Source organism: Pseudomonas sp. BP01 (assembly GCF_022760795.1).
Classification (GTDB): domain Bacteria; phylum Pseudomonadota; class Gammaproteobacteria; order Pseudomonadales; family Pseudomonadaceae; genus Aquipseudomonas; species Aquipseudomonas putida_Q.
Genome location: NZ_JAFBKA010000002.1, coordinates 241856 through 259456 on the forward strand (window position 1 = coordinate 241856; position 17601 = coordinate 259456).

The 17601-nt window shown below is 59.9% G+C and carries 20 protein-coding genes; 11 read left to right on the forward strand and 9 right to left on the reverse strand.

Going from position 1 to position 17601, the window contains the following annotated elements; all coding sequences use genetic code 11:
- Positions 1-254: 254 nt before the first annotated feature.
- Entirely contained in the window at positions 255-806 is a 552-nt protein-coding gene (locus JOY50_RS03180; protein ID WP_243054757.1) for a hypothetical protein, read from the reverse strand.
- Between the two features lie 131 nt (positions 807-937).
- On the opposite strand from JOY50_RS03180, the gene JOY50_RS03185 reads away from it, so the two are divergent.
- The 3 genes from JOY50_RS03185 to JOY50_RS03195 are packed head-to-tail and all read left to right on the forward strand — an operon-like array spanning position 938 to position 2765.
- Positions 938-1534, forward strand: a complete 597-nt coding sequence (locus tag JOY50_RS03185; RefSeq protein WP_132840198.1) for a hypothetical protein — start codon at positions 938-940, stop codon at positions 1532-1534.
- Positions 1534-1962 carry a phage holin family protein gene (locus tag JOY50_RS03190; protein ID WP_019473299.1) on the forward strand — a complete coding sequence of 143 codons (429 nt, stop codon included), beginning with the start codon at positions 1534-1536 and terminating at the stop codon, positions 1960-1962. Before JOY50_RS03185 ends, JOY50_RS03190 begins: the two co-directional genes overlap by 1 nt.
- Positions 1959-2765, forward strand: a complete 807-nt coding sequence (locus JOY50_RS03195) for a DUF3618 domain-containing protein (protein ID WP_132840200.1) — start codon at positions 1959-1961, stop codon at positions 2763-2765. Before JOY50_RS03190 ends, JOY50_RS03195 begins: the two co-directional genes overlap by 4 nt.
- Positions 2766-2832: 67 nt before the next feature.
- Here JOY50_RS03195 and JOY50_RS03200 read toward each other — a convergent pair whose 3' ends face one another.
- Positions 2833-3525 carry a DUF421 domain-containing protein gene (locus JOY50_RS03200; protein ID WP_019473301.1) on the reverse strand — a complete coding sequence of 231 codons (693 nt, stop codon included), beginning with the start codon at positions 3523-3525 and terminating at the stop codon, positions 2833-2835.
- A 159-nt stretch (positions 3526-3684) separates the two neighbouring features.
- Here JOY50_RS03200 and JOY50_RS03205 point away from each other — a divergent pair, with 159 nt between their 5' ends.
- Positions 3685-3957 carry a PepSY domain-containing protein gene (locus JOY50_RS03205; RefSeq protein ID WP_019473302.1) on the forward strand — a complete coding sequence of 91 codons (273 nt, stop codon included), beginning with the start codon at positions 3685-3687 and terminating at the stop codon, positions 3955-3957.
- Positions 3958-4135: 178 nt separating this feature from the next.
- Here JOY50_RS03205 and JOY50_RS03210 read toward each other — a convergent pair whose 3' ends face one another.
- From JOY50_RS03210 to JOY50_RS03220, 3 genes are all read right to left on the reverse strand, one after another.
- A complete protein-coding gene (locus tag JOY50_RS03210; protein WP_243054758.1) occupies positions 4136-5269 on the reverse strand; it encodes an aminotransferase class V-fold PLP-dependent enzyme in 1134 nt (377 codons plus the stop codon).
- A gap of 405 nt (positions 5270-5674) precedes the next feature.
- Positions 5675-6700: an LLM class oxidoreductase gene (locus JOY50_RS03215; protein ID WP_243054759.1), complete on the reverse strand. Its 1026-nt coding sequence runs from the start codon at positions 6698-6700 to the stop codon at positions 5675-5677.
- Positions 6701-6719: 19 nt separating this feature from the next.
- Positions 6720-7355 carry a glutathione S-transferase family protein gene (locus JOY50_RS03220; RefSeq protein WP_243054760.1) on the reverse strand — a complete coding sequence of 212 codons (636 nt, stop codon included), beginning with the start codon at positions 7353-7355 and terminating at the stop codon, positions 6720-6722.
- A 123-nt stretch (positions 7356-7478) separates the two neighbouring features.
- On the opposite strand from JOY50_RS03220, the gene JOY50_RS03225 reads away from it, so the two are divergent.
- On the forward strand, positions 7479-8414 hold the full coding sequence (locus JOY50_RS03225) for a LysR substrate-binding domain-containing protein (protein WP_243054761.1): 936 nt from the start codon (positions 7479-7481) through the stop codon (positions 8412-8414).
- Between the two features lie 27 nt (positions 8415-8441).
- Here the strand turns inward: JOY50_RS03225 and JOY50_RS03230 are convergent, their stop codons facing one another.
- On the reverse strand, positions 8442-8951 hold the full coding sequence (locus tag JOY50_RS03230) for a ProQ/FinO family protein (protein ID WP_132840213.1): 510 nt from the start codon (positions 8949-8951) through the stop codon (positions 8442-8444).
- Between the two features lie 296 nt (positions 8952-9247).
- On the opposite strand from JOY50_RS03230, the gene JOY50_RS03235 reads away from it, so the two are divergent.
- Positions 9248-9559 carry a hypothetical protein gene (locus JOY50_RS03235; protein ID WP_019473310.1) on the forward strand — a complete coding sequence of 104 codons (312 nt, stop codon included), beginning with the start codon at positions 9248-9250 and terminating at the stop codon, positions 9557-9559.
- Between the two features lie 71 nt (positions 9560-9630).
- Here the strand turns inward: JOY50_RS03235 and JOY50_RS03240 are convergent, their stop codons facing one another.
- Positions 9631-10296: a tellurite resistance TerB family protein gene (locus tag JOY50_RS03240; protein WP_243054762.1), complete on the reverse strand. Its 666-nt coding sequence runs from the start codon at positions 10294-10296 to the stop codon at positions 9631-9633.
- 275 nt (positions 10297-10571) lie between these two features.
- On the opposite strand from JOY50_RS03240, the gene JOY50_RS03245 reads away from it, so the two are divergent.
- The 3 genes from JOY50_RS03245 to JOY50_RS03255 are packed head-to-tail and all read left to right on the forward strand — an operon-like array spanning position 10572 to position 13587.
- Positions 10572-11558: a DUF1852 domain-containing protein gene (locus tag JOY50_RS03245; protein WP_243054763.1), complete on the forward strand. Its 987-nt coding sequence runs from the start codon at positions 10572-10574 to the stop codon at positions 11556-11558.
- Positions 11559-11582: 24 nt separating this feature from the next.
- Positions 11583-12626 (forward strand): methionine synthase, encoded by a 1044-nt coding sequence (locus JOY50_RS03250; RefSeq protein ID WP_132840219.1) that lies wholly within the window; start codon positions 11583-11585, stop codon positions 12624-12626.
- A gap of 16 nt (positions 12627-12642) precedes the next feature.
- Complete coding sequence (locus JOY50_RS03255; protein WP_132840221.1) at positions 12643-13587, forward strand: LysR family transcriptional regulator; 945 nt, start codon at positions 12643-12645, stop codon at positions 13585-13587.
- A 7-nt stretch (positions 13588-13594) separates the two neighbouring features.
- On the opposite strand, the gene JOY50_RS03260 is transcribed toward JOY50_RS03255, so the two are convergent.
- Positions 13595-14602, reverse strand: a complete 1008-nt coding sequence (locus tag JOY50_RS03260) for a zinc-binding alcohol dehydrogenase family protein (protein ID WP_243054764.1) — start codon at positions 14600-14602, stop codon at positions 13595-13597.
- Between the two features lie 172 nt (positions 14603-14774).
- On the reverse strand, positions 14775-15572 hold the full coding sequence (locus tag JOY50_RS03265) for an SDR family oxidoreductase (protein WP_243054765.1): 798 nt from the start codon (positions 15570-15572) through the stop codon (positions 14775-14777).
- A gap of 105 nt (positions 15573-15677) precedes the next feature.
- Here JOY50_RS03265 and JOY50_RS03270 point away from each other — a divergent pair, with 105 nt between their 5' ends.
- Positions 15678-16628, forward strand: coding sequence for a GlxA family transcriptional regulator (locus JOY50_RS03270; protein WP_132840227.1), 951 nt, complete (start codon positions 15678-15680; stop codon positions 16626-16628).
- A 118-nt stretch (positions 16629-16746) separates the two neighbouring features.
- Complete coding sequence (locus tag JOY50_RS03275) at positions 16747-17601, forward strand: Ku protein (protein WP_138736566.1); 855 nt, start codon at positions 16747-16749, stop codon at positions 17599-17601.

Below are 17601 nucleotides of genomic sequence, written 5' to 3' on the forward strand. Positions count from 1 at the left end.
GGTCGGTCTTGCACAGTTGACTGCATCTCTGTGGTGCGACCGGGCCAGCTGTGCAAACGTTCAGCCGATCTGGCCGAAGTGCCCGTGCCTGGGTCTAGAAGCTTGTACAGTCCCTGTGGGAACGGGGCTTCCCGCGAACACGGGCGAAAGCCCGTGCCAGCACCGCGTAGTCTGCTTCGCGGGCTTGCCCGCTCCCACAGGGATCGCGACAGCTTTCAGGTTTGAATGATCGCAGGCAGATTTGGGTGGTTGGCTCAACCGCCTGAACCACCGCCACTACCGCCAGCGCCCGAGCCGGAACCAGAACCAGAACCAGAACCAGAACCGCCCGAGCCTCCGCTGCCGGCGTCCGATCCTGTGCCGCTACCTGGGGCGCCACCCGTGCCGTTACCCGCGCCGGTTCCCGTCCCCGAGCCGTTGTCGGTCCCGTCACCCCCAGTATTGTCGGTGCCATTGGTCCCCGTACCGCCAGACCCGGTTCCCATGCCATCCCCAGGCGTGCCGGAGCCGGTGCCATCCATCGGGCCGTTGTCCTGTGTCTGCGCACCAGGTGCGCGTTGGTCGTTCATGTCGGTGGCTGCCAACACCAACGGTGCACTGGCACCGATGCACAGTACGAGTAGCAGTGAATGGGCCTTGATGATGTTCATGGTGAATCTCCTCTTTGGGTTGTTCACTTCTTCTTCGTCCTGCCCGGCGGCGAACCGTGCGTCGGTACCGACAAACGGAATGCCCTTGCTGGCGCTGATTACCAGCGCATCCAAAGCCTCTGCGCCGGCTCCAGTGCCGCAGGTTAATCGCGTCATTTCTTTTGAGCCTTCAGGTAAATGTCATAGATCACATACTCTGAACTCCCGTCGTCATGCCTGCGTCCCCCGAATGAATGCCCAGTCATTGTTGTGGCATTCGCTCAACAGTCAGCTACGAGGGCATGACGATGGACAAGACCGATCAAAGCTCAACGTCCCCACCCGGCAACACTCAGGATCATGTGCATGCCATCACCAATGAGGCAGGTGCGCTGCTTGGTGAGGCAAGGGAGAAAGGCAGCGAGCAATTCGAGCACTACCGCGATAGCGCAGCAGATCAGCTTGATTCGCTTGAGGAAGGGGTGCGTTCGGCCGCAGCAGCGCTGCAAGACAACGACACGCTGGGGCTCTCGCGATACCTCAGCCAGGCCGCAGAATGCATGGGCGACTTTGCCGAACAGGTACGCCATGAAAGTGCCGAGCACCTGCTGCAGCGCGGTGCCCAGTTGGCGCGGAGCAACCCCGCGCTGTTCCTGGCCGGTAGCGTAGCGGTGGGGTTTGCAGTGTCGCGGTTCATACGCGCCAGCGCCAGCCATGGCGCCCAGGCTGCGGCCACATCCCATGAGGGGCACTCGTCACCCCCTGCGCAGGCCGTGACGCCTGATCGCGGTAGCGACGTTTCCATCCGGCACCCTTACACCCCTGTCGATCCGGTCGGGGCTGGTGCAGGCACGCCGGTCAGCGGCAGCCCGTTCGAGCGCGACCCGCTCAAAGGAGGTGAATGATGAACAAAGATCCCATGCATGCCACACCGGGATTGCACACGCCGGAAGACGACGCCGTCGGCGTCGGAGGCCTGTTGCGCCAGTTGATGCGGGAAGTACCGGATTTGTTCACCAAGGAACTGGCACTGGCCAAAACCGAACTGCAGCACAACCTTGCCACGCTCAAGGCCGGCACGGCGGCGGTTGCGGCGGGTGCGATCGTGGTACTGGCGGGCTTTATCATCCTGCTGCTGGCGGCGGTCTACGCATTGGCCATGGTAGTCGAACCCTGGCTTGCAGCCTTGATCGTGGGCGCGATCACCGTGGTGATAGGGTTCATCATGCTGCAGTCCGGCAAAAAGCAGTTCGAGCCTGCGCACCTGGCCCCTGAGCGCACGTTACACGCGATGCAACAGGACAAGGACACGCTGAAGAGGAAATTGCCATGACCACTTCCTTTGAACATGACGCGCAAAAAGCCCCGGACCTGCTCGAGCAGGAAATCAATGCCAAGCGCGAGCACATCAGCGACCTGATGGATGCGCTTGAACAGCGCCTTAGCCCAGGCCAGATGGTCGACCGGCTATTGGCCTACGGCAAGGGCAATGGCGGCGAATTCTTTCAAAACCTGGGCACTACTCTCAAAAACAACCCCGTACCCGCTACCCTGACTGTACTGGGCCTGGTCTGGCTGGGCCTGAACCAGAACCGCCCCTTCAACCCTGGGCCTGCGCACCAGGGCCCCGGATTGGGCGAAAAACTGACAGACGCCGTGGATACGGTAAAGGATGCGTTTGCCCATGCGGGGGAGGCGGTGCACGATGCCAGGCAGCAGGTGAGCATGAAAGCCCATGACGTACGCGAACGGGCCCATGATCTTGGCAGCGGCGTACGCGATTCCGTGGGCGCTTCGGCAGGCACCCTGCGCGACTCTGCACACAAGGTCGCAGACCAGGCTACGGCGCTGAAGGGTCAGTTCGATCATCTGCTCCAGGAGCAACCGCTCGTGTTGGCTGCCTTGGGCATGGCCCTGGGCGCTGCATTGGGGGCGGCGCTGCCCGGTACCCGCAAGGAAGATCAGCTGATGGGCGCCAGCAGTGATCGTTTGACCGACACGCTCAAGGAAAAAGCCAGCGAGGCGAAGGCATCTGTCGAGCAATCGCTCGATCAGGCGGGCCAGCAGCAACAGCCCCAGCAAGCCGGCAAACCACAAGGCTCAGACCTTTCCGCTGGCCTGGGCTTCACGCCTTGATCGGTTGGACGTGCAGTGCCAGCCTTTGCTGCCAATGCAGAAGGCTGGCACCTTTGGGCGAAACCCGCTAGCGGTTGCGCACAGTGACCAATGCAGGTGACCACACCGTATGACCGCAGCGTGTACATGCCATTGTGTCGTGCGCTTCATGATAGGTCGGAAAACCACAGCTGACGCAGCAGTGCAAGCCGGCGCCGGGCGGCGACAGGTACTCCGGACGGTGTTCAACCGGCAGCACCGACAGGCCGGGTCGTGTGTCCTCCTGGTCGTAGAAATACAGGCTGAGATCGCCATCGGTTTCCAGAAGGCCCAGGCGAACCTGGCCCAGATGCTCGACGCCTTGTTGGCGGAGTTCCATGAACAGTTCATTCGGTGAAATGTTCAAGTGACGCAGCGAATGAATCTCGTACATGCCATCTTTGACTACCGTAATGGGCAGCCCATCGATCCAGGCTTCGCAGGTTCTGCTTCGTCTCATGAGGTAGACCGTGCCTCGATAAAGCAGAAAGAGTGTGAGGAAAACCAGGGCCACCGGAAGCAGAGGCACATCTTCGTAAAAGGTCACATCGCCGGCGGCAGAGCCCAAGGTAAGAATCACTACGAGCTCGAAACGGGAAAGCTGCCTGATCCCGCGTCGGCCACTGAATTTCAGAAACAGGAACACGGCGAGGAAGGCCGCCGAAGCACGGACGGCAACTTCCAGAAGAAAGGTAAATGGGAACTCGCCTATCAGCATCCGTTGCAGATCAAACGAAACCATTCGCTCACCCATCCTTCCGTCATTGTCAGGTAATGGGTTGACTGTTTTCGTGCAGCCCTGGTTCATCGATTGATAGGTGCGGCGGGCATCAAATCAAACTGAACCGCGGCATTGGCGCGCCAGTCAGACCGTTTAACCTCATGAAAAAGGATGTTAGCGATGAAAGCGATGACTCGACTGTTCACAGGCCTGGCCATGGCCGGCGCATTGGCCAGCACTGCAGCATGGGCTGATCAGCCTGGGGCAGACTGGAAGGTGACCAAGGATCAGGCAGAGGCGACCCTGAAAGGTGCCGGCTACACGCAGATCACCAAGATCGAGGCCGATGACGGCCATTGGGAAGGTGAGGGCATGAAAGCTGACGGCAAGCAGTACGAATTCCAGGTCGATCCCCATGACGGCAAGATCATCAAGGATGAATTGGATCATTGATCATCTGTTCAACGGTGGTACGAGGTCTATGCGGCATGCGGTGTCTCTGCAATAGGGAGGCTGTGGCACAAGGTCTCTGTGCCTAAGGTCTCTGTGGGAGCGGGCTTGCCCCGCGAACACGGGCGAAGCCCGTGCCATCCGGCGCGTAGCCCGTTTCACGGGCTCCCCGCCGGATCACTTAGTCCGCCATCACTTCATCAAGGGCCTGCTCAAGAGTGCTGACCGTACGCTCGATGTTGTGCAGTTTTTCGAGCCCGAACAGACCGATGCGGAAGGTCTGGAAGTCGGCCGGCTCGTCGCATTGCAACGGCACGCCGGCGGCTATCTGCAAGCCGTGATCGGCAAATTTCTTGCCGCTCTTGATGTCGGCATCATCGGTGTAGCTCACCACAACCCCCGGGGCTTGAAAGCCGGCTGCGGCCACGCTCTTGATACCTTTGCCGGTCAGCATGGCGCGCACCCGATCACCCAGCGCTTGTTGTTCGCTACGCACCTTCTCGAAACCGTAGGCTTGCATCTCGTTCATCACGTCGTTGAACCGCGCCAGCGAATCGCTGGGCATGGTTGCATGGTAGGCATGTCCGCCTTGTTCGTAGGCCTGCATGATCTGAAGCCACTTTTTCAGGTCGCAGGCAAAGCTGCTGCTCTGCGTGTGCTCGATGCGCTCCAGGGCCAACGCGCTGAGCATCACCAGGGCACAGCAAGGGGAGGCGCTCCAGCCTTTTTGCGGTGCGCTGATCAGCAGGTCGACTGCGCACTTGTGCATATCAACCCAAAGCGTGCCGGAGGCGATGCAGTCCAGCACGAACAGGCCACCCACCGCATGCACCGCGTCGCCGACGGCCCGCAGGTAATCGTCGGGCAGGATAATCCCGGATGAGGTTTCAACGTGGGGGGCAAAGACGATCTGCGGCTTGTGCGCCTGGATGCTCGCCAGCACTTCCTCCAGCGGCGGGGGCGTGTAGGCGGCCTGGCGCCCCGCATCGACCGGTCGGGCTTTCAGCACTGTGGTGGCCGCCGGAATGTTGCCCGCATCAAGGATCTGGCTCCAGCGATAACTGAACCAGCCGTTGCGTATCACCAGGCATTGCTGGCCGGTGGCAAACTGTCGCGCTACCGATTCCATGCCGAATGTACCGCTGCCCGGCACTACCGCAACAGCCTGGGCGCCATAGACCCGTTTCAGCGTGCTGGAAATGTTCTTCATCACGCCTTGAAAGGTTTGTGACATGTGGTTGAGCGAGCGGTCGGTATAGACCACCGAGTACTCGATCAGCCCCTCAGGATCATTACTGGGATAAAGCGTGGACATGGGGTGACTCCTTGGGCAGAGATGTCAGTGACATCTCTGTAGCGTAGGCGGAATAAACCTTGGTAACAGGAGGTCTTATCGACCAGGCAGAGGATGATGCAAGCCTTCAACGATTGGAATGCCGATTACGGCCATGAATGAATGGCCGCTTGCGATCCATAGTTGCCAGTCGTGTCAGAGCTGATCTTTGTGGGAGCGGGTTTACCCGCGAACACGGGCGAAGCCCGTGCCAGCCTCCGCGTTGCCTGCTTCGCGGGTGAACCCGCTCCCACCGGGTTCGCGCCGGCCTCGGAAAAAGAGCAATGGCAGTGCTTTCGCAATGGCAGCTATGGGTCGAAGGCAGCCGCTCTCAATGTACTGCCTCAGGCCAACAGACGGTAAGCGCTCCGTTGAAACCCACAGTGGCTACCAGTTTTGCGTATGGGGTGCTGGCCCCCTCAGCGATGGAAACAGCGGCAGTACTTCTTCTGCCAGCTCCTGGATGATCTCCTGTGAAGGGCGCTTGGCCATCTGCATGCCCAATGCAGCATGATTGACCCCGGCTTCGCGCCACTCATGTAGCAGTGCGATCAACCCGTTGCGGCCAGTGCGCAACACGTAGCCACCCTGTAGCGGCGTGCGCGGGAAATGCGGGTCTTCATCGAGATCAATCCATTCATTGGTGACATGCGGACGGAAACCACCGCCAGGAATGGCTGCTCGCCAAGCCCGGATCTTTTCCGCCAAGCGCCGCGGACCAAGGACGTTATGAGTGGCTTCGGGGTAGGTAATCCAGCCATCGGCCTGTTCGCCAAGCCACTGCAGGGATTGGCGTGACGAGCCGGTCACCAGCAACGGGATGCGCCCGGTAACGGGGTGCGGGAGCAGCCGCGCGCCATCGAGTTGGCCGAGTGGCGAATGGATTGGCGCAGGCTGGCCAGCCAATAGCTGACGGAAGTAGTCCACGCTTTGCGCGAAGCGCTCTCCACGCGTCTCATGGGGCAGGCCGTAGGCGGGGAACTCGATGGGGCGGTCGCCCGATGCAATACCCAGCACCAGGCGCCCACCTGACAGGCAATCCAGGCTTGCCGCAGCTTTGGCCAGGTCGATGGGGTGGCGCAGGGCGAAGATCGCGCTACCGGTGGCCAAGGCAATGTTAGCGGTATGAGCTGTCAGATAGGCAAGGTAGGTGAACGGGTCGAATACCTGGCCGGCGTCACCAAATGCCGGGTCGTACAAGGGGACATCGCGTACCCATACGGCTGCGAAGCCCAGGCGGTCGATTTCATTGACCAGCTGCGCCTGTCCACGGAGCACAGCCATGTCACCGTCATGGAAACGAAGCGGGAGGAAGATGCCCAGGGTCAACTGACCCTGGGCGAACATGCGACGGTAACCGGGATGCTGGGCAAAGGCATCGGCGCTGGCACCTTTGCTGTTGATGAGGTTCATGGGCAATCCTTGCAGGGGTTCAGGGGCCAATGGCTGGCGCGGGGAGACGGATACCGCGTTGTACGGATGGGCGCTTCTCGACTTCTCGGTACCAGCGATTCAGGTGGTGATAGGGGCTGAAGTCGAACCCCACGATCGCGGCAATGTGCAACCAGGCGAAGTTGGCAATGTCTGCAATCGAATAGGATTCGCCGGCCAGCCACGCACGGGTGGCGAGTTGCTGGTCAAGGAGTGCGAAGGCATCTTCGGTGAGGGTGCGGTAGCGCTTCTGCGCCGCAGGGTTGGGTATGGCCTCGAAGCAGTCGAAGTGCACGCGCTGGCCAAGTAAAGGGCCCATGCTGGCGCTGTGGTGCATCAGCCAGGTAATCGCCATCCAGCGGGGTTGTGCGGCCTGTTCGAGCAGCTGCCCGCTGTACTGCGCCAGGTACAGCAGAATCGCTGCTGACTCGAACAGTACGATGCCGGCTTGGCGGTCTACCAATACCGGGATGCGGCCTGCCGGGTTGAGTGCCAGAAAGTCAGCCTGTTTATGTGCTCCCAGGTCGATATTCACGTGGATGAGACGATAAGGCAGTCCCAGCTCCTCCAGGGCAATGGTGATCTTGAAGCCGTTGGGGGAGCTGTCGGTGTACAGCTCGAATGAAGGACCCTGCATGGTATTCACCTTAAAAAAACTGATTCGAGTTTGTATGGCTGAACGCTATGCTAGGCATCAGCCAGCAGGCTTACTAACGATCCTTTCACTCGCTAACATCAGTTTTTCTAAGGTTGGAATACTATGGGTGCGGTCTTGCCGTTGCTCGCATTGCGCGCTTTCACCGAAACCACTCGGCTGGGCAGCCTGAAGGCCGCCGCCGAGCGTATGGGGGTTACACCGGGCGCAATCAGTCAACAGATTCGTCTGCTGGAAGACCGTGTTGGCGTCATCCTGCTGACCCGGAGCCGCTATGGGGTGCAGCTTACCGAGGCTGGAGCGAGCCTTTATCCTGGGCTTTCACGCGGTTTTGGCCAGATCGAAAGCGCGCTGCTGGACCTGGAGGCGCTCACTCGCGCTAAAACCCTTACGATCAGCACCCAGCCTTCATTCGCGTCTGGCTGGCTTGTGCCCCGGTTGGTGGATTTCAATACACTGCACCCGGAAATCGACGTGCGTGTGCAGTCCACGGCCGAGCTTGTCGACCTGCATCGTGATCCTGTCGATATTGCCCTGCGCCATGGCCTGGGCGATTACCCTGGGCTGGAATCGATACCGCTACTGGCGCCTGTGCTGCTGCCGGTAGCCAGCCCTGGCCTGCTTGCGGGCGGGCCGGCGCTGGATGAGCCGCAGGACTGCCTGCGCTACCCACTGTTGCAAGATGCCGACCGTGCGGACTGGGCGTTGTGGTTGCAGGCTCATGGTGTCGAGCCCGACCACCGCAGCCGCCGAGGGGCGAGTTTTGACGAAGACCTGCTTTTGCTACGCGCGGCCGCCAGTGGCCAGGGCATCGCGCTGGTACAGGCGCAGCACGCGGAGGAAGACCTGCGAAACGGCCGATTGGTGGTAGCGGTAGACCGGCCTTGGCCTTCGCGCTTCGCCTATTACGTGGTTACCCGCCAAGAGAACCTGAGCCGGCCCCATGTACGGGCATTCATCGACTGGCTTCAGGCGCAGCTTGAATACGATAGCGATCCTCAGTCACACGCCCAGCCCAGTTCCCTGTGGGTTTCATCCTGACAGGCACCGGGCAGGGCGCGACTGTATTCAGCTCGAAGTCTGCGGCGCTGCGCTCTCGGCAGCGGGGGCCGCAACACGCGCCTTCGACTTCGCACGATTTCGTCGGTCCTGGCTGCGATGCCGCGCAGCCTGCTGCTTCGCATGCGTCGCCTGAGTGGCGGTCACAATGCCAGCGACTTGACCATTCAAGTCCAGGCGCGGGGCATTCTCCACCATGCTTGCCCAGTAGCGGGTTCCCTTGCACCAGGTAGAAATGCCCAGCTTGAGCTGTTCGCGGGTGATTCCGAGCAGTTCCAGGTGTTGCTCGGCATCCTTGAAAATGCCCTCTTTGAGCGGAACCTTGGGGGCCGGATTGACAGGGAAGGCCAATGGAAAATGCTTCTGCAATGGCCAGATCGCTGCCACCGCCGGGTCCTGCTCACGAGGCTTGGCCTGTGGCGGGGCCTTGCGCTTGGGCTGATTGGTGCTATCGGCCTTTTCCTGCACTTTCTCCGCCCGCAGGCGGTCACGTAGCTCGGCTAGTTGTTCAAAACCCATTGTTCAATTCACTGCTTCGAAGTTGATTGCGAGGCACAAGGATATGCCATGCAGCGGCATAGATCAGCCTAAACAGATGAATTGTGCCAATTTTCCTGGCCAAAGCGGGTGCCTTTCGCCGGACGAAGGCTCAGTCCCGGTCCTACGGCACATCGGTATTTAGTGCCGCGCAGTATCAAGTCGCTGCATTTGGTATCGCTCATCCGAAAGGCCGCGAATAAATACATCCACGCCTGCAAGGCCGCAGTCGTATGAAGCACACAGGCCTTTCTGTGTCTGACTTGAGGTAAGCGATCATGGCTAATAATCAAGACAAGGGCGCCAACCAGGGCAATGCCAATAGCGGTACTGGCAACAACACCGCAGGTACCGGCCAGCAGGGCGGTCAAGGCTCGGGTGGTGGCATGCCCAACCAGCAGCAACAAGGTCAGAACCAGCCAGGGCAGAAGCCCGAGGACAAGATGAACAAGGACTGGGACCGCGATAGCGGAAGCAAAGGCGGCCGGCAGGAAGACAGCATGACCGACAAGCAGAACCAGGCTGATAAAGACCGCATGGGAGGTCAGCAGTCGCAGCGCGATAACCCACAGCGTGACCAAGACCGCTGATCGTCGCTGATGCGCACCAGGGTGGCTAGCCACCCTGGTGCGAGCGGGCCGCGTAGCGGCTTCAGATTCGTTCAGGCCGTTGCCTTGGCCTGCTGTTCCAGATGCACCTGCAATGCCGGGTCGATTTGCAATGCGCCGGCCAGTTCATCAAGGTAGGCCCGCTCTGCATCTTGCTGGTCATCCATCAGCATCACGCTGGCCAGGTACATTTCTGCGGCCATGGCCGGGTCGTGGGCGGACTGGGCCACTTCAGCAACATCAAGTGGCTTGCTGACTTCATCATCCAGCCACTGCTGCAGTTGCGGGTCGCTGGTGTGACGCTTTATTTCCGCGTAGATCAGCTGTTCTTCCTGCGGGTCGATGCGGCCGTCTGCCTTGGCTGCCGCAATCAGTGCTCGCAGGATCGCATGGCTGTGGTCTTCGGCCTCGGGGCCGGCCAATTGATCGACAGTACGTAGCGCCTGTTGCGGGGCTGCCGCCTGGCTGCGCTGCCAGCTTTGGTAGGCCTGAAACGCCATCATGCCCAACGACGCCAGTGCCGCGAAATTGGTGCCACCCGTGGAGCGCCCCTGGGGCAAGCCGCCCGTGCTGCCACCACCACGCCCACCTAACAGACCACCCAGCAAGCCGCCCAGGCCGCCAAGGCCGTTTTGCCATGGCAGGCCGCTGTTTCCTTCACGCGCTCGTGAACCTTGCCCCGCCCGAAGTAACTGTTCGAGTAGATCACTGGTGTTCATGGCACCGCCCTCGCTGGGTAGTCGTTGTCCAGACAAGCAACGATAGCCCTCTCAAGGCGCTTCGCCATGACCGTCTGGCCGACTGGAGAGGGCTTCTCGCAGGAGATGTCCAACCCGCGCTAATGGCCCGGCCGGTCATGTTTCGCGTTATTCCCGCGGGCGTCATGAGCGTGACTAAAGGTTCTGTGAAATCAATTCAGTTCCCACGGTCAATCCCCCAACCTAAACTGCAGGACAGTTACAGAGTATATGGATATTTGAGTGGGCTTCCCGCCATGACGAATAAAGACTTCAGTTTTTCCATCAAGAGCATTCGCTTTGATGAGCATTATCAACCCTCCGAAAAGACGCGCCTCACTACCAACTTCGCCAACCTGGCGAGAGGTGCGAGCCGGCAAGAGAACTTGCGCAGCACCTTGAAGATGATAGATAACCGCTTCAACGCATTGGCGCATTGGGACAATCCCAAGGGCGACCGCTACGCCGTCGAGCTTGACATCATTTCTGTCGAGATGGGTATCGGTGCTGAAGGCGTGGATCAGGCGTTGCCCCTTATTGAAATATTGAAAACCAGCATTATCGACCGACACACCGGCGAGCGGTTTGCGGGCATGGTGGGGAATAATTTTTCATCCTACGTGCGCGATTACGATTTTAGCGTGCTGCTGCTGGGACACAATGCAAACCAGGCGGTGTTCAGCATCCCAGACCATTTCGGCGAGCTGCATGGAAAGCTGTTCAAGCGCTTCGTCAACTCAAGTACTTACAAGGCGCACTTCGACAAGCCTCCCGTCATCTGTTTGAGTGTTTCAAGCAGCAAGACCTACCATCGAACGGATAACCAGCACCCTGTGTCGGGTTTTGAATATCAGCAGGATGAGTATTCGTTGACGGATACCTATTTTGAGAAGATGGGTTTGAAGGTGCGTTACTTCATGCCGGCAAACAGCGTTGCGCCGTTGGCCTTCTATTTTTCCGGCGATTTGCTCAGTGATTACACCAACCTTGAGCTCATCAGCACCATCAGCACCATGGATACTTTTCAGAAAATCTATCGGCCCGAAATCTACAATGCGAACTCTGCCGCCGGTAAATGCTATCAACCCAGCTTGCAGCATCAGGATTACTCGCTGACCCGTATTGTTTATGACCGGGAGGAGCGTAGTCGGTTGGCCATCGAGCAGGGGCAGTTTGTCGAGGAGCACTTTATCAAACCGCACCACGCGATGCTTGAGCAGTGGTCCGCCAATTACTGCTGCTGATTAACTTATATAAGGTCTTCCCTCGTGAAAAAGTTGTTACCCACTTCGACTGCCGGCAGTTTGCCTAAACCCTCCTGGCTCGCAGAGCCCGAAACGCTCTGGTCACCCTGGAAACTGCAAGATGAGGCATTGATTGAAGGCAAGCAGGATGCCCTGCGCTTGGCATTGCAGGAGCAACAATACGCCGGTATTGATATCGTCAGTGATGGTGAACAAACGCGCCAACACTTTGTGACGACCTTCGTCGAGCACCTGAGCGGCGTCGATTTCGAGAAACGCGAGACGGTCCGGATCCGTGATCGTTATGATGCAAGCGTCCCCACAGTGGTGGGTGCTGTGGCCCGGCAAAAGCCGGTATTTGTCGAAGATGCCAAGTTTTTGCGTCAGCAGACCGGGCAGCCGATAAAATGGGCGCTGCCAGGCCCCATGACCATGATCGATACGCTGTATGACAGCCATTACAAAAGCCGCGAAAAACTGGCCTGGGAGTTTGCCAAGATTCTTAACCAGGAAGCCAGGGAGCTAGAGGCTGCCGGTGTTGACATCATCCAGTTTGATGAACCTGCCTTCAATGTCTTCTTTGATGAGGTGAATGATTGGGGCGTTGCCACCCTGGAAAGGGCCATCGAAGGCCTCAAGTGTGAAACCGCTGTGCATATCTGCTACGGCTACGGCATCAAAGCCAACACGGACTGGAAAAAGACCTTGGGATCAGAGTGGCGGCAGTATGAAGAAGCCTTCCCCAGGCTGCAGAAGTCCAGCATCGATATCATTTCGCTGGAATGCCACAACTCCCATGTACCCATGGACCTGCTTGAGCTGATCCGAGGCAAGAGGGTGATGGTCGGCGCGATTGATGTGGCCAGCCACACCATTGAAACACCCGAGGAAGTGGCCAATACCCTGCGCAAGGCCCTGCAATTTGTAGAGGCAGACAAGCTCTATCCTTGCACCAACTGTGGCATGGCGCCCTTACCGCGTAGGGTCGCCAGCGGCAAGCTCAGAGCGTTGAGTGCGGGTGCAGAAATCGTCCGCAGAGAACTCTCTAGCAACCTTGGTGCGGCGTGAGCGTTGCCTTCTGCTCATGATTGACTTGAGACACCTACGCACTCTGCATGCCTTGCGCGAAACGGACAGCCTGCCCGAGGCCGCCGAACGTCTGCACCTGACCCAGTCGGCGTTATCGCACCAGTTCCGGGAGCTGGAAAGTCGCGTTGGCATGCCCGTGTTTGTGCGCAAGTCCAAACCGGTACGCTTCACCACAGCGGGCCTCAAGCTGCTGCAGCTGGCCGACCAGGTGCTGCCACTGATCCGCACCACGGAGCGCAATCTGAGCAAGCTGGCTGGCGGCTCGGCCGACCGGCTGCACATCGCGATCGAGTGCCACAGCTGCTATCAATGGCTGATGCCCTCGCTGGACGAGTTTCGCTGCGCCTGGCCGGAAGTTGAGCTGGACCTGGCGTCGGGGTTGTCGTTTGCACCGCTGCCGGCCCTTGAACGCGGGGACCTGGACCTTGTGGTGACTTCCGACCCTGTGACCCTGCCGGGTATCACCTACGTGCCGTTGTTCGGGTACGAGGCAATGCTGGCCATCGACAAGCATCATCCACTGCGCGAAAAACCGTATCTGGAGCCCGCCGACATCGCCAGCCAGACCTTGATCACGTACCCGATCGAGCGAAACCGCCTGGACATCTTCACCCGTTTCTTCGACCCGGCCGACATCGAACCTGCCCAGGTCCGTACCGCAGAAATGACCGTGATGATGATGCAGTTGGTGGCCAGCGGCCGTGGTGTTTGCTGCCTGCCGAACTGGGCGGTGCATGAGTACACCACCCGCGGCTATGTCCTGGCCAGGCGCCTGTGCGCAGAAGGGTTGCAGGCCACGCTGTTCGCGGCGGTACGCAGCGACATGCTCGAAGTGCCTTACATGAGTGATTTCCTGCTCACGGCGAAAGACATTTCGTTTGCGACGCTGGAAGGCGTCAATGCAGTGTCCGGGTGCGCTGCGTGGCCGTCGGGCGCATGACAGGGCGTCAGAACCCTTCCAGCACGATCTTGCCGCGTGCTTTTCCACTCTCAATCATGGCGTGGGCGCGCTTGAGGTGCTCGGCGTTGATCGTGCCGTAATGCTCGCCGAGGGTGGTTTTGAGCACGCCATCATCGACCAGCTGCGAAACCCGATCGAGTAGCTGATGCTGCTTGATCATGTCTTCGGTCTTGTACAGCGAACGGGTGAACATGAGTTCCCAGTGCAGTGAGAGCGACTTGCGCTTGAGCGGCATGACATCCAGTTGCGCGGGGTCGTCGATCAACGCGAGCTTGCCTTGTGGACGAAGCACTTCCACCAGTTGCGGCAGGTAGGTGTCAGTGTGGGTCAGGCTGATGACGTAATCGACCGGGGCCAGGTTGAGCGCTTGCAGCTGAAGTGGAATCGATTCGCGGTGGTCGATCACATGATGGGCTCCCGCTTCCTGGACCCAGGCCTGGGTTTCGGGCCTTGAGGCGGTGCCGATGACCGTAAGCTGGGTGAGCTTGCGGGCAAGTTGCACCAGGATCGAGCCAACCCCGCCGGCGGCACCGATCACCAAAAGGCTCTGGTTCTTGCCACCGTTTTCTTCAACGCCCAGGCGGTCGAACAGCAGTTCCCAGGCGGTAATGGATGTCAGCGGCAAAGCGGCGGCGCTTGCGTCGTCCAGGCTGCGGGGCTTATGCCCGACAATGCGTTCGTCCACCACATGAAGCTCGCTGTAGCTGCCAGGGCGGTCAATGGCACCGGCGTAGAAAACCTCATCGCCCGGCTGGAACAACGTTACCTGCGGCCCTACCTCGCGGACAACGCCGACAGCGTCCCAACCGAGCACTTGTGGTTGCTCACCACCACGGCTTGCACGGATCTTGGTATCAACCGGGTTGACGGCGATTGCCCTGACTTCGACAAGCAGATCGCGGGCACCCGGTTGGGGCGTGGGCAGTTGCGCGTCATACAGCGATTGTGGGTCCTGGATGGGTAAACCGGGCTGGGTGTAAACGACTGCCTTCATTGGCGCTGCCTCTTGGGGATGCGAAAAGTGGGTTCAGACTATTCGATTCGATTCACTCAAAAAACAGCCTGAGTGGAGTAAGACTTTCTCGCTTGCAATGAAAATGGTGTGAAGCGCCCGTGGCCTGGCTGGTCGCTCCACAATCCTCGACCACGTTTGCTCTGACTGCTGATCACTTGGCGCTGTAGCGCTTTGCGAGCTGGTTGCTGGACAGCTGGCCGAACAAGGCTTGCCGGCTGGCTTCGTAGTGATCGAAGGCCTGCAGGTCGTGCACCGACGGCAGGGAGATCAGCACACCGTTGTCGAAGTCCTGCAGGGCACCGTCCACCAGGTCCTGGGCAGACATCACGATGCCTGGGTCCAGGTTCTCGACTGGCAAGCCACCGGTCTGCCAGAAGTCGGTCGCGGTGGCCCCAGGCAGTACTGCCTGAACCTTGATGCCTTTGTCCGCCAGCTCCCTGTTCAGCGACTGGGTGAAGGCGGTGACGTAGGCCTTGCTGCCGCCGTACACGCCGTTGAGCAGTTCGGGTGCCAGGCTGACGATGGACGAGATGTTGATGAGCGCGCCATGCTTGCGCGCGACGAAGCCGGGAACAGTTGCATAGGTAAGGCGGGTGAGGGCGGTGACGTTGAGGGTGATCATTTGCGCCATGCGCTCAACGTCACTTTCCAGCAGGCTGGTATGGGTGCCGATCCCTGCGTTGTTCACCAGCATGCTGATGCTGGCGTCTTCGCGCAGTTTGCGTTCTACCTTGGCCAGGTCATCTGCATTGGCCAGGTCTGCCGGGAACACCTCCACGTTCTGCCGGGTTTCGGTGGTAAGGCGGCCAGCCAATGCATTGAGGCGGTCCCGGTTGCGTGCCACCAGCACCAGGTCGTAGCCCCGACGGGCCAGCTGCTCTGCATAGATCGAACCGATGCCGGTCGAGGCGCCCGTAATGAGCGCGGTGCCTTTGAATTGCTGCGTCATGCTGATGCTCCGCTGGTTGGTATGGCGCCATCATGCAGCAGGTGGTTTTTGTCTTGAACGACGCATATAGTGCGGTTTTAGGACATAGCGCAGAGGGCATCAGCAATGCATCGGGTCGGCTACCTCATCACCGAAGGCTTCCAGATCATGTCCTTGGCGACGCAAACCGTGTTTGAGCTCACCAATATCGTGGCGGGCGAAGCGGTTTACAGGATCCAGAACTTTTCCATCGGGGGCGGCACGGTGCGCTCATCCCTGGGGATGCATATCGACACGCTGCCCTTGGGTGCGCCGGGCTTGGCCGACACCTGGATGGTCACCGGCACACTGACGCCTCTGACGCCGCCCAGCGAGGAGGTACTGGCCAGCGTGCGTGGTTTTGTCGACGGTGCGCGTCGCACGGCAGGCCTTTGCACCGGCTGTTTCATGCTGGCGCAAGCCGGCGTGCTGAATGGCCGGCGCGCGACCACCCACTGGGCTTATGCGCCCAAGTTGCGCGAGCTGCACCCTGAAATCGATGTCGAGGAAGACCGGATTTTCATCGTCGATGGGCCGATATGGACGTCCGCTGGCATGACCGCTGCCCTGGACATGGCGCTGGGCATGGTGGAGAAGGACTTGGGCAGCGAAATAGCCAGGTCGGTGGCGCACAAGCTGGTCATGCACCAACGTCGTTCTGGCGGGCAGTCCCAACACTCCGAACTGTTGACGCTCTCACCCAAATCGGACCGTATCCAGAGTGCGCTGGACTACGCACGCAAGCACCTCAGCCGCCCATTGAGCGTGGAAGAGCTTGCGGACGTGGTGCACCTGAGCCCGCGGCAGTTCACCCGGGTGTTTACCGCCGAGACCGGACAATCCCCTGCCAGGGCCGTCGAGAGCCTGCGGCTGGAGGCTGCCCGGCTAATGATCGAGCAGAGTCTGCACAGCCTGGACGTAGTGGCCAGGGAGACCGGCTTCAGGGACCGCCGGCATATGCGGGAGGTGTTCATCCGTGGTTTTGGTGTGCCCCCTCAAGCCGTGCGAAGGGATGCTCGGCGGTTGGTCTCCATATGATGAAAAGGGGGCCGACCTATCTCATTGCCATCAAGCAACCAGACTAAACCTTCGCACTTGCAGCCAGTCCAAATTCATTAATGGGGCCGTTACACTGTTGAAGGCATAGGAGGTCGACATGGCGCGGGCCATCTGGAAGGGCGCGATCAGTTTCGGGCTGGTGCACATTCCCGTTTCGCTCAATGTTGCGGTGAGCTCCGAGCGGGTGGATTTTGACTGGCTCGACAAGCGAAGCATGGAGCCAGTGGGCTACAAGCGGGTGAACAAGGTCACCGGCAAGGAAATCGACAAGGACAACATTGTCAAAGGTGTGGAGTACGAAAAGGGCCGCTACGTGGTGATCAGTGAGCAAGAGATCCGCGACGCGCGCCCCGAGGCGACCCAGACCATCGATATATTCTCGTTTGTCGAGGCTGGCGAGATTCCGCTACAGCACTTCGACACCCCCTATTACCTGAGCCCCGACCGCCGCGGCGGCAAAGTCTATGCACTGCTGCGCGAGACGCTGGAGAGCACCGGCAAGGTGGCATTGGCCACCGTGGTGCTGCATACCCGCCAGCACCTGGCGCTGCTGCGGCCACTGGGGGACGCCTTGGTGCTGATCACCCTGCGCTGGCCCGAGGAGGTGCGTGGCGTGGACACCCTTGAGCTGGACAAGAGCGTGACCGATGTCAAGGTCGACAAGCGCGAACTGGCCATGGCCAAGCGCCTGGTCGAAGACATGAGCGGGTCATGGGCGCCGGATGAGTACCATGATGCGTTTCGCCAGACCATCCTGGACCTGGTGGAAGAGAAGGCCAGCAAAGGCAAGATCGAGACGGTGGACAAAGGGGAGGGCACCGGCGCGGAAAAAGGCGCGGATATCCTCGACCTCACCGAACTGCTCAAGCGCAGCCTCGGCGGGAAGGACAAGGACAAGGACAAGGAAAAGGGCGGGAAGCCGGCTGCCAAACGGCCGCGCAAGGCTTCCTGA